This window comes from Actinomadura rifamycini DSM 43936, from assembly GCF_000425065.1.
GTDB lineage: Bacteria > Actinomycetota > Actinomycetes > Streptosporangiales > Streptosporangiaceae > Spirillospora > Spirillospora rifamycini.
In genome coordinates, this window is the sequence record NZ_AULB01000003.1 from 188,058 (window position 1) to 199,992 (window position 11,935).

General features: G+C 77.3%; 6 protein-coding genes. 2 read left to right on the forward strand and 4 right to left on the reverse strand.

Annotated features, from left to right (window positions below; translation table 11 throughout):
* Positions 1-19: 19 nt before the first annotated feature.
* The 4 genes from H505_RS52255 to H505_RS0100755 are packed head-to-tail and all read right to left on the reverse strand — an operon-like array spanning position 20 to position 10,637.
* On the reverse strand, positions 20-3,232 hold the full coding sequence (locus H505_RS52255; protein ID WP_051299984.1) for a DUF4132 domain-containing protein: 3,213 nt from the start codon (positions 3,230-3,232) through the stop codon (positions 20-22).
* A 39-nt stretch (positions 3,233-3,271) separates the two neighbouring features.
* Positions 3,272-6,442: a DUF4132 domain-containing protein gene (locus H505_RS0100745; protein ID WP_026400428.1), complete on the reverse strand. Its 3,171-nt coding sequence runs from the start codon at positions 6,440-6,442 to the stop codon at positions 3,272-3,274.
* A 38-nt stretch (positions 6,443-6,480) separates the two neighbouring features.
* A complete protein-coding gene (locus H505_RS0100750) occupies positions 6,481-9,507 on the reverse strand; it encodes an AAA family ATPase (RefSeq protein WP_026400429.1) in 3,027 nt (1,008 codons plus the stop codon).
* A complete protein-coding gene (locus H505_RS0100755) occupies positions 9,504-10,637 on the reverse strand; it encodes an exonuclease SbcCD subunit D (protein ID WP_026400430.1) in 1,134 nt (377 codons plus the stop codon). The genes H505_RS0100750 and H505_RS0100755 overlap by 4 nt, the downstream gene beginning before the upstream one ends.
* A gap of 123 nt (positions 10,638-10,760) precedes the next feature.
* On the opposite strand from H505_RS0100755, the gene H505_RS0100760 reads away from it, so the two are divergent.
* Together H505_RS0100760 and H505_RS0100765 are read left to right on the forward strand one after the other, a co-directional pair.
* The gene (locus tag H505_RS0100760; RefSeq protein WP_026400431.1) at positions 10,761-11,447 is read left to right on the forward strand and encodes a RibD family protein; all 687 of its coding nucleotides are present in this window, start codon (positions 10,761-10,763) and stop codon (positions 11,445-11,447) included.
* Positions 11,448-11,455: 8 nt separating this feature from the next.
* Positions 11,456-11,908, forward strand: a complete 453-nt coding sequence (locus tag H505_RS0100765) for a cytidine/deoxycytidylate deaminase family protein (RefSeq protein WP_026400432.1) — start codon at positions 11,456-11,458, stop codon at positions 11,906-11,908.
* Positions 11,909-11,935: the final 27 nt, after the last annotated feature.

Here is an 11,935-nt window from a genome sequence, read left to right on the forward strand (position 1 = left end):
GACCCGGCCGCAGCGGCGGTCACGGGCGCCGCGCCGCCGCGATCCGGCGGGGGCCGATGAGCCGCACGACGTCGGCGAGCGCCTCGGACGCGAGCGCCGCGTCCGGCGCGTCGATCGTCAGCTCGCGGACCCGCCACCGGTCGCAGTTTTCCTCCTCCGCGGCGAACTCCCACTCCAGCTCCAGCCCGACCGCGAGCCCGCCCGGATGCCGGCGGGAGAACCGCTCGTCCATGCCCGCCCGGCCCTTCGCCCGCTCCCAGCCCCGGTGCTCCATCGCCCGGAACCGGCGGTGGTGCACCGCCAGGCCGTCGAACCGCCGGATCCTCCCCGCCGCGCGCTCGTCCTCGGTCACGAGGTGAACGGGGCGGTGGAGCTGGTGGAACGGCTGGTCGAGCTCGTAGTCGTCGAACGTCGCCCGCCAGCGCGCGAGGTCGTCGCCCAGGTCGAGCGGGTGCGCCACCCGGACGGCCGCGCCCGCGGGCGGGACGAACGCGTCGTCGTGGACGTCGGCGAGCGTGCCGTCCTCGGCGAGCCGGAAGGCCGCGCCGCCGGCCGTCCACACCAGGCGCCGCGCGATGTGCCGGACGATCGGGTGCTCGGCGAACAGGGCGCGGAACTCGTCCGGAGTCCACGCGTACCGCCGGGCCATCGCCTTCTCCAGCCGCTCGGCGAGGTACGCCGACGCCGTCCGCACCTCCGCCTTCATCGCGGTGAAGCGGCGCCGCGCCGCCGCCGCGAGCTCGGGGTCGTCGCGCGTCCCGGGCTCGGGCGGGGCCGCGAGCCGCCGCCCCGACCCGTCGGCGACGTACGGTTCGAGCCGCTCGTCGAAGCCCGCGCGGAACCGGCGCGGCCCGTAGTCGAGCGTCGTCCAGCCCTCCGCGTCGAGGCCGTAGCCGGGCACGAGGCGTTCGGCGAGCCGTTCCGGCGGCACGCCCGCCCGCGCCGCCCACTGGTGGAACAGCTCCCGCGCCCGCGCCTTGGCCCCCGGGTACCCGCGGCCCCGGGTCAGCCCGTGCAGGTGCAGGAGCGCGACGGGCGTGCCGAGGGCGGCGAGGACGTCCAGTCCCGCGGCGGCCCTGTGGTGCAGGCCCTCGCCCGGCCAGTCGCGGATCAGCGGGACCAGCCGCCGCACGGTCTCGTCGTCGCCGAGCAGGCCGAGCGACGCCATCGCCCACGCGTGCCGGGGCGGCGCGCCGTGGTCGAGCCACCGCTCGAACAGCGCCCACGCGAACTCCGCCAGGGAGACGGGGTCGCAGGCCGCGGCGGCGGGCCGCACGCCGTCGAAGACCGGGTCCGCGTCCGCGATCATGAGCATGGTGACCAGCGAGGTCACCGCACCGGCGGGCAGCGCGGCGGCGCGGCCGCGCAGCGGCACCTGCGGCAGTGCGGCCGGATCGGCCCACGCCGGCGGCCTGGGGGCGCGGCCCGGCACGCCGACGAACGGCGTGTCGGCCAGGAACGCGCGGACCGCGCCCACCGCGGCGTCCCCGTACCCGCGCGCGGCCTCGACGACGGACGCGTCACCGGTCCGGGCCGCGACGAACCGCAGCGCCCGCTCGGCCCGCCCGCGCTCGGCGCCCGGCGCGGCCAGGGCGGCCGGGACGAGCAGCCGCGCGGCCTCGGCGCCGTGCCGGTCGAACCACGCCCGGACGTGCGTGCGCGCGGCCGGGCGGCGGTCGAGCCACTCCGCCATGAGCGCGGCGACCTCGGCGTCCCGGAACGGCACGAGCAGGCCCCCGGCGCCGGCCGGATTCGCGCGCGCCGCCCGCACGGCGTGGTCGCGGACGCCCGCTCCGTGCCGGGCGACGAGCGGGCGGGTCCACTCGGGGACCCGGCCGAGGCCCGCCGGGGGCGTCCACGCGGGCAGCAGCGGCCCGACCATGTCGTCGGGGGCGTGCAGGAACATGACCACTTCCTGCTTGGGGTAGGCGTTTCTCCTCCGGTACTGCTTGACGGCCCGCGCCAGTTCCTCGTCGTACCGCCCGTACCCGAGCCTCTCGGGCCGGTACCCGGGGGCGTCGGCCCAGCGCTCGCGCTCGCCCGGAGCCCACACGACCGTCCGCTCGGCGGGGGCGGCGAGGCCGGGGACGACGATCGGGTCGGGCGCCGGGGTCCGCCACGTCCACGGCGGATGGACGAGCGTCGGCGGCAGGTCGCGGTCCGGCGCGTCGGGAAACCGCCGGGGCGCGGGGGCGGGTCGGGGCGGCAGGAGGCGGCGGGCCCGCTCCGGGAAGCGCCGCGCGGCGGCGTCGAGGGCGCGCCGGACGTGCATGCTCCCGTCCCGTCCGGCGCGTTCGGCCAGGACGGCGAACGTCGCGTCGGCGGGCACGGCCGTCAGCAGGTCGAGGACCGCGTCGCGCTCGGCGCCCCGGAGCGCCCCGTCCAGGACCTCGCCGAGGACGGGCGCGAGCGCCGCCGGGCCGACCCGTTCGAGCACCGTGGCGAGGACGTCCGGCACCAGCTCGTACGGGCCGAGGCCCAGCACGTCGCGGGCGCGCTCGAACTGCGCGGCCGACGAGATCGAGCACCACGGCATCCAGCGTGCGGTCCGTTCGCGGCGGGTGGGGGGCGCGTCGGCCTCGGCGAGGCACGCGTCCAGCCAGTCCGTCCGGGCGGGGGCCAGGTAGGAAGCGACGATCCGGCGCACGGGCGTGGTGCGCAGCCGCGCGAGCCGGTCGAGCACCGCGCCGTCGGCGGCGGCCGCCAGCTCGCGCATCCGGCGGGCGCCGCCGTGCCGGGCCGCCCACCACAGGTCCATCGTGTAGCCGTCGAGCGCGTAGCGGGCGCCCTTCGTGCACTCGCTCCGGGCGATCTTGCACTCGGGTTCGATCGCGCTCAGCTCGACGAACGCCGCGACGGCGAACGCGAGGCCGTGCTCGGCGGTCCAGGCGTCGGCGAAGCCGTCGTAACGGGTCGCGGCGCGCGGTCCCCCGGGGCCGTGGAACCCCGTCGCGATCTTCCCCGTGTGGGAGAGCGCGACGAGCGTCGCGGCGGCTCCCACCGGGTCGGCCTCACCGTTCAGGTACGCGTGCGCCCGTTCGGTCAGGCCGTCCTCGAAGTGCCACTCCTTGCCCAGCCACTTCCCCATGGGCACGCGCATCGCGTCGATCCTGCGGAGCGTGTCCTCCGCGAGGGACGCGTTCACCTCGGCGTCCGGGGGGACCGGGCCGTCGGCGCGGGGGTGCAGGCGGTCGTGCCACGCGGCGGGGAACACGGGAGCGTCGTCGGACATGGCACACCACGGTAGAGATGATCAACGACATTCCGCCCGTCAGCCGACCAGCCAGAGGAGGTCGGCGACGGCCTCGGACACGAACGCGGGATCCGGCGTGCCGACCGTGGCCGTGCCGATGCGGTGCTCGAGCCCGGTGGGGACGTGCCATCGCAGCACCGTGACCTCGACCGCGCGAGCGTCCGGCTCCTCGCGGGCGAGGAGCACGGCCGCGAGGTCGCCGCCCGGGTGGCCGTCCCGTCCGATGAGGGAGACCGACCAGCGGCGGCGCTCCATGGCGTGGACCCGGTCCCCGTCGACGACCCGTCCCTCGAACCGCGTCATCCGGCCCGCCGCGCGCTCGTCCTCGGTCAGCAGGTGGAACGGGCGGCCGAGCTGCCGGAACGGCTGGTCGAGCCCGTAGTCGGCGAAGGTCTCCGCCCACGCGTCCAGGTCGCCGCCCAGTTCGGCGGGGTGCGCGAGGCGCACGACGGCCGTACCGGGCAGGACGAACGCGTCGTCGTGGACGTCGGCGAACGTGCGGTCCTCGGCGATGCGGAAGGCGGCGCCGTCGGCCGTCCACACGAGGCGGCGGGCGATGTGGCGGACGAGGGGGTGCTCGGCGAACAGGGCGCGGAACTCCTCCGCCCTCCACGAGCGGCGCCGGATCATGGCCTTCTCCAGCCGCTCCACGAGGTAGGTCGACGCGGTCCGCACCTCGGCCTTCATCGCGGTGAAGCGGCGGCGGGCGGCCTCGGCGCGTTCGAGGTCGTCGCCCGCGCCCGGCTCGGGCAGGGCCTTCAGCGGACGCCCGGCGTGATCGGCGACGTAGGGTTCGAGGGAGCCGCCGAAGCCGACGCGGAAGCGGCGCGGACCGTAGTCGAGGGTCGTGCCGCCGTCGGCGTCCAGACCGTAGTCGGGGACGATCCGTTCGGACAGCCCCTCGACGGTCAGGTGCGCGCGTGCCGCGACCTGCCCGAACAGCGTCCGGGCCGCCTCCCTGACCCCGGAGGCCCCGCCCTTGCGCCGCATCTCGTGCAGGTGCAGCAGCGCGACCGGCGTGCCGATCGCGACGAGGACCCCCAGTCCCTTCACCGTCCGGTCGTGCAGCTTCTTCGTCCCGGCCCACTCGCGGACGAGCGGCGCCAGGCGCCGCGCGCTGTCGTCGTCGCCGACCAGGCCGAGCGACCGCAGCGCCCAGCCGTCCCCGGGCGGGGCGCCCTCGGCCAGCCACCGCTCGAACAGCGCCCACGCGAACCCGGCCAGCGACGCCGGGTCGCACGCCTCCCGCACCTCGTCCAGCCCCGGCGCCGCGAGCGCGAGGGCCGTCACGAGGTGGCCGGCCGCCTCGTCCGGCAGCACGGCGTCCCGGTCGCGCAGCCGCACCCGCGGCAGGACGCCCGGCGCCGCCCACGCGGGGATCTTCGGCGGCTCCGGCGGGGGCGCGGGCTCCGCCAGGAGCCGCCGCACGGCCTCCCCGTGCTCCCCCGCCGCCGCGGCGACGCGTCCGGGGTCCGTCAGCTCGGCGACGAACCGCAGTGCGTGCTCCGCCCGCCGCCGCCGCGCGCCCGGACGTCCGAGGGCGGCGGGCACGAGCAGCGGGACGGCCGCGGCGCCGTGCCGTCCGAACCAGTCGCGGACGGGGCCGAGCGGCTCGACCTCCCGGGCGAGCCACCCGGCCATCCGCTCGGCGACCTCGGCGTCCCGGAACGGCAGGAGCGCTTCGCGCGCCGCCTGGGCGCGGTCCCTGCGCGGGCGGAGCGCGAACCGCAGCGCGACCTCGCGGGCGCCCAGCCCGAAGCGCGCGATGAACGGGCGGATCCAGCCGTCGGTGAAGTCGTGGCTGTACGGCTCCCAGCCCGGGACGAGCGTGTCCACGATGTCGTCGGGGGCGTGCAGGAACACGGTCATCGTTTCCCTGATGCCGCCGCCCGCCCCGGCGCGGACCGCGTCGATCGCCTTCGCCAGCGCCGCTTCGGGGTCCTTCCCGCCCAGCACCTCGGGGCGCCACTTCGCGGCCTCGGCGGCCCACCGCTCCCGCTCGCCGGGCTCCCACACGACGGCCCGCTCGGGCGGCGTTCTCAGGCCGGGGACGCCGCGGGGCGCGGGACGGGCCCACGGCGGGCGGACGAGCAGCTCCGGCAGCGCGATCGACGCGTCCGGGGCCTCGCCGGACGCGTCCGGCACGGGACGCCCGGCCGCTCCGGGCTCGGACGGCATGAGCCGCCGGGCGCGGTCGGGGAAGCGCCGCGCGGCGGCGCCGAGGGCCCGGCGCACGGCCGCGTCGCCCGTGCGCTCGACGAGGACGGCGAACGCCTCGTCGTACGGCATCCTCGCCAGCAGGGTGAGGACCGCGTCGCGGTTCTGCGCGAGCGGGCGCCCGTCCAGCGCGGCGCCGAGCACGGGCACGAGCGCCGGGCCCGCCCCCGCGTAGACGGTGGCGAGGACGTCCGGCACCAGTTCGTACCGGCCGCCGTGCAGGACGCCGCGGGCCCGCTCGAACCGCGCCGCCGAGCCGAGGCAGCACCACAGCATCCAGGCGGCCTTCCCCTCCCACCCGATGGTGGGCGGGTCGACGAGGCACTCGTCCAGCCACGCGTCCCGCTGCGGGACGAGATACGACACGACGATGCCGCGCGGCACCGTGGTGCGCAGGGCACCGAGCCGGTCGAGCACCGCCTCGTCGGCGGCCGTCAGCAGCTCCCGCATCCGGCGGACGCCGCCGTGCCTGGCGTCCCACAGCAGTGCCAGCGAGTGCTCGATGGACGCGTGGACGCCGAGCGCGTAGTGGTCGTCGGTGCCGGGCCAGGCCATCCGGGGGCCGATCCCGCTCAGCTCGACGAACGCGCTCGCGGCGAACGCGAGCCCGTGCTCGGCCGTCCAGGCGTCGGCCAGCCCGTCGAAACGGGTCCGGGTCCGCGGCCCGGCCGCGCCGTAGAAACCCGACGCGACGGTCTTGTCGGAGAGCAGTACGAGCGTCGCGGCGGCGCCCACCGGGTCGGCCTCGCCGCTCAGGTAGGCGCGGGCCGGGTCGATCAGCTCCTCGTCGAAGAGGAAGCGCTCGCAGGTCTCGATGTACTCGACGAGGCGCTCGCGCATCCCGGAGACGCGCCGCAGCACGTCCCCGGCGAGGGCCTCGTCGACCGCGGGGTCCGGCGCCGTCGGGCCGTCCTTCCAGGGATGGACACGCGACCGCCATGAAGCCGGAATGACCGACAAGTCCTGCCACATGGGACGCGACTCTAGAGCGCGCCCCCGACGTTCCGCCGTCAGACGACGATCTTGGCGGTGGAGCCGCCGCGCTCCTTCGCGATGCGCAGCTGGGCGGGGATGCGGGCGCGCAGCTCGGGGACGTGGCTGACGATGCCGACGGCGCGGCCGCCGTCGCGCAGGCCGTCCAGGACGTCCATGACCTCGTCGAGGGTCTCGGCGTCGAGCGTGCCGAAGCCCTCGTCGACGAAGAGGGTGCCGATCTCGGCGCCGCCGGTCTCGGCGGTGACGACGTCGGCGAGGCCGAGCGCGAGGGACAGCGAGGTGATGAACGACTCGCCGCCCGACAGCGTCACCGGGTCGCGCTCCTGGCCCGTCCAGGCGTCGGCGACGCGCAGGCCGAGGCCGCCGGCGCTGCGGCTGCGGTCGCCCGCCGCCTTCTCGATGGTGTGGACGAGCTCGTAGCGGCCCCCCGACATCCGGGCCAGGCGTTCGTTCGCCGCCGCGACGACCTGCTCGAGGCGGGCGGCCAGGACGTACGCGGGCAGCGACATGGCGCGCCGGTTGGCCGGGTCCTTGCCGGACGCCAGGCCGGCGAGCCGCCGGGCGACCTCGTGCCGGTCGGCGGCGGGCCGCCAGGCGCGGACGGCCGTGTCGAGCCGGGCGCGCAGATCGGCGAGCCGGTCGCAGCGGAGGGCGGCGGCGTGCGCGTCGGACGCGGCCGCGGTGTGCGCGGACTCGGCGGCGGCGAAGCGGGCGTGCAGACCGGGCAGGTCGGGGGCGGGCGCGGCCGCGGCGGCGACCAGGTCGGGGTCGGCGAGCAGGGCGCGGACGGCGCCCTCCTCGGCCTCGAAGCGGCGGAGGATGTCGCGCAGTTCGCCCTGGTCCTCGTCGGGCAGCGCGGCGGCGAGCACCTCGTCGAACGTACGGAACCCCTGGGCCTCCGCGTCCGTCTCCGCGCGGGCGCGCGCCGCGGTCAGCTCCTCGGCGGCGCGGGCCGCGTCGCGCTGCGCCGCCATGGCGGCGGCGAGCGCGTCGGCCTCCTCGCCGAGCCGGGCGATGCGGTCCTCCAGCGTCGCGTCGCCGCCGCGCGCCTCGTCCAGCGAGGCGCGCAGCCGGGCCTGCTCGGTGGCGAGGTCCCGGTCGCGGGTGCGGTTCGCGGTGAGCGCCAGCTCGTTGTCGCGGGCGGCCGTCTGGACGCGCCGCAGTTCCTGCTCGTCCCGGTGCAGGGCCGCTTCGAGGCGGTCGGCCGCGGTGGCGCGCGCCTCGGCGTCCTCGAGCGCGCGGCGGGCGTCGTCCAGGTCGGCGGCGAGGTCGGCGGCGGGCGCGTCCCCCACGGTGTCGAGGAGCCCGTCGCGTTCGGTCCGCAGCGCCCCGGCCTCGCCGGACGCGCGTTCGCGGTCGCCCTGCGCGCGCTCGTAGGCGGCTTGCGCCTCCTCGATCTCCTCCTCGGTCGGGACCGCTCCGGAGGACGTGACGGGCGCGGGATGCCCGGTCGATCCGCAGACGCGGCACGGTTCGCCGTCCCGCAGGTCCGCGGCGAGCACGGCCGCCATCCCGTCGAGGCGCGCCTGCCGCAGCTCCTGCGCCCGGTCGCGGGCGTCCTGGGCGGCGTCGACGGCATCGCGGTGCGCGGCCTCGGCCTCGGCGAGCAGGTGCGCGACCTGGTCGCGGCGCTGCGCGGCGCCGAGCCGGCGCCGCGCGTCCTCCAGGGCGGCCGCGGCCCCCGCGCGGCCGGCCGCCGCGAGCTTCGCCCGCTCCAGCTCGGCGCGGCGGGCCGCGCCCGCCGCGGGGACGGCGGGGAGGGAGGAGGCAAGCAGCTCCCGCTCGGGTTCGAGCCGCCCGGACTCGGCCGCGAGCGACGCCCGTTCGGCGTCGACGGCGCGGAGCCGGTCCGCGTCGGCGCGCGCGCTCTCCAGCGTCGCGATCTCGTGGCGGCGCGTCCGCTCGGCCTTGACGAGCACGTCCTCGGACGGGTTCGGCGGCAGCAGTCCGGCGACGCGCGCCCGCGCGTCCTCCAGCCGGCGGCGGGCCTGCACCGCGTGCCCGTGCCGTTCCTCCACCGCGCGGACGAGCGCGACGACCCGGTCGGCCCGGGCCGCCGCGTCCAGCCGCGACCCGACGCGGGACCGCTCCTCCGCCTCGTCGCGCAGCCGGGCCTGCCGGGCGACCGCCTCGGCATGGCGACGGCGCCGTTCGGTGAGGACCCGGCCGTCTTCCAGCGCGGCGCGGGCGGCCTCCAGGTCGGCGGCGGCCGCGGCGCGCCGCTCGTCCGCGGCCGCGCGCATGCCGGCGTGCTCGTCCGCCAGCCGCTCCGCCCACCCGGGCAGCTCCGCGACGTCGTCCAGCGGTCCGGCGGACGGCTCCCCGGTGCGCGGGCGCGGGACGGCCCCGGGGTCCGGCGCGTGCGGCGGCGGAGCGCCCGTCACCTCGGCGATGCGGTCGGCGACCGAGACCACGTCGGCGCGGAGCCGTTCGGCTTCGCGGTGCGCGGCGGCGCGGCGCTCGCCCAGCCACTTCTCGACGTCCGTGAACACCTCGGTGGCGAACAGCTGCTCCAGGACCTTGCGGCGCTCGTCCGCCTTGGCGCGCAGGAAACCCGCGAACTCGCCCTGCGGCAGCATCGCGACCTGGCAGAACTGGCCGGCGTTCATGCCGAGCAGGTCGCCGATCAGGTCGGCCGTCTCGTCGATGCGGTTGGACACGCCCGTCCACGCGCCGCGGACGAACTCCTCCAGCAGGACCTTGTGCTGCTCTTTCCTGGTGCCGGTGCCGCGGAGTTTGGGACGTTCCCACTCCGGGGACCGGGTGAGGCGCAGCCGGCGGCCCCGGATCGTCGTCTCCAGCACCACCTGCGGCACGGCACCGGCGGCGGCGTGGTCGCTGCGCAGTCCCTTCGCCCGGTTGCGGGCGCCGGGCACCTGCCCGTACAGGGCGAAGCACACGGCGTCGAGCACGCTGGTCTTGCCCGCGCCGGTCCGCCCCTGGACGAGGAACAGCCCGGCGTCCGACAGCGCGTCGAAGTCGATCTCCTCGGTGCCGGAGAACGGGCCGAACGCCGTGACCTCCAGCCGGTGCAGCCTCACGCCATCGCCTCTTTCCGGCGGCAGTGCTCGAACGCCTCGTGCAGCAGCGTGCGCTCGTCCTCGCTCGCAGGCGCCCCGGTCACCTCGGCGACGAAGTCGCCCGCGATCTGCAGCTCCGACCTGTCCCGCACCCGCTCCGTCCAGGTGCGCGCCGGGGCACCGGCCGCGCCCTCGGGCGCGTAGCCGAGGACGAGCGCGTGCGGGAAGCGGCGGCGCAGCCTCTCCATCGCGCCGGACGGCCGCTCCGGGTCGGTCAGCGTGATCTGCAGCCAGTGGTCCTCGTACTCCGCGTACCGGGCGCTCTCCAGCAGGTCGTCGATGCGGCCCTCGACGCGGGCCAGGCGGCGCGGGACGGGCGCCTCCGCGAACTCGGCGTGGACGCCGTCCGCGCGCAGGTCGACCAGCCAGGAACCCTTGACGTGGCTCGCCTCGGAGAACGAGTAGGCCAGCGGCGAACCGGAGTACCGGACGCGGTCGTTGACCTTCCACCTGCCGTGCAGGTGGCCGAGGGCGGCGTAGTCGACGCCGTCGAACACCGACACCGGGACGTGCGAGGAGCCGCCGACGGAGATGTCGCGCTCGCTGTCGCTGGCCTCGCCGCCGGTGACGAACGCGTGCGCGAGGACGACCGAGCGGACGTCCGGGCCGCGGGACGCGGCGTCGGCGCGGACGCGGCGCATCGCCTCGGCGAGCACGGCGGCGTGGCTGCGCTCGTCCAGCTCCCACTCGTGCCGGGCGAACTCGGGTTCGAGGTAGGGGACGCCGTAGATCGCGGCGTCGCCGACGAGGACGGGCTCCCCCACGCGGGCGAACTCGGTGCGGACGTGCACGCCCGCGTCGTCCAGGAGCCGCGACCCCCAGCCGAGCCGGCTCGCCGAGTCGTGGTTGCCGGCGATCAGCACCACCCGGGTCAGCTCCTTGAGCCGCGCCAGCGCGTCGCTGCACAGCCGGACGGCGTCCACGCTCGGCAGCGCCCGGTCGTAGACGTCGCCGGAGACGAGCAGGCAGTCCACCCGCTCCGCGCGGACCGTGTCGACGAGGTGGTCGACGAACGCTTCCTGCGCGTCCTTCAGGGATTCGCGGTGGAAGGATCTGCCGAGATGCCAGTCGGAGGTGTGGAGGATTCGCATGTCGGGGGCAACCCTAGGACTCCCCTCCGACACATCCGGCGCAGAAACGCCGAGTCACCACAAAGGATCTTCGAATCCCCGCTTCCGGACCGGGGCGCGTCCGGGACGTTCTAGTGTCGACGGGTGAGCGAACGTCCCTACGTCCTGTTGAGCTGCGCGATGTCCGTCGACGGGTACATCGACGACGCGGGTCCGGAGCGGCTGCGGCTGTCGAGTCCCGCGGACTTCGACCGGGTCGACGCCGTGCGGGCCGGCTGCGACGCGATCCTCGTCGGCGCCGGGACGATCCGCGCCGACGACCCGAGGCTGCTGGTCCGCTCGCCCGCGCGGCGGGAGCGCAGGGTCGCGCGGGGGCTGCCGCCCGACCTGACGAAGGTCACGCTGACCTGGAGCGGCGACGTCGATCCGGACGCCCGGTTCTTCACCACCGGGGAGTCGCCGAAGCTCGTCTACACCGCGTCGGCGGCGGTCGCGCCGCTGGCGGAGCGGCTCGCCGGCCGCGCCGAGGTGGTCGGCGCCGGCGACCCGCCGGAGCTGCCGCGCGTGCTCGCCGACCTCGCGGGCCGGGGCGTCCGGCGGCTGATGGTGGAGGGCGGCGGCGGGATCCACACCGCGTTCCTCACCGCCGGGCTCGCCGACGAGCTGCAGCTCGTCGTGGCGCCGTTCTTCGTCGGCGACCCGTCCGCGCCGCGGTTCGCGCACTCGGGCGTGTTCCCGCAGCGCCCGGACCGTCCGATGCGGCTGGAGGAGGTGACCCGCATCGGCGACCTGGTGCTGCTGCGGTACCTGACGGCGGGCCGGCGCGGCTGACGGGCAGGATGGGTCCCATGGACGACACGGAGTGGCTGCGGCTGGCGTGCGGGCTGGCGGCGCTGTGCCCGCCGTCGCGGACCGCGTTCTCCGTCGGCGCGGTGATCGTCGGCGCGGACGGGCGGGAGGTCGCGCGCGGGCACTCGCGGGAGGGCGACCCGCGCGACCACGCGGAGGAGGCCGCGCTCGCGAAGGCGTCCGGCGACCTGGCGGGCGCGACCGTCTACAGCTCGCTCGAACCGTGCGGGCGGCGCGCGTCGCGGCCGCGGACGTGCGCGGAGCTGATCGTCGCGTCGGGCGCGCGGCGCGTGGTGTTCGCGTGGCGGGAGCCGTCGCTGTTCGTGGAGGGCACGGGCGCGGAGGTGCTGGAGGCCGCGGGCGTCGAGCTGGTGGAACTGCCCGCGCTGGCGGACCTGGCCCGCGCGCCCAACGCGCACCTGCTCCGCCCGGACGGTCCCTGACCGGCGGGCCCGGCCGGACGGGACGGG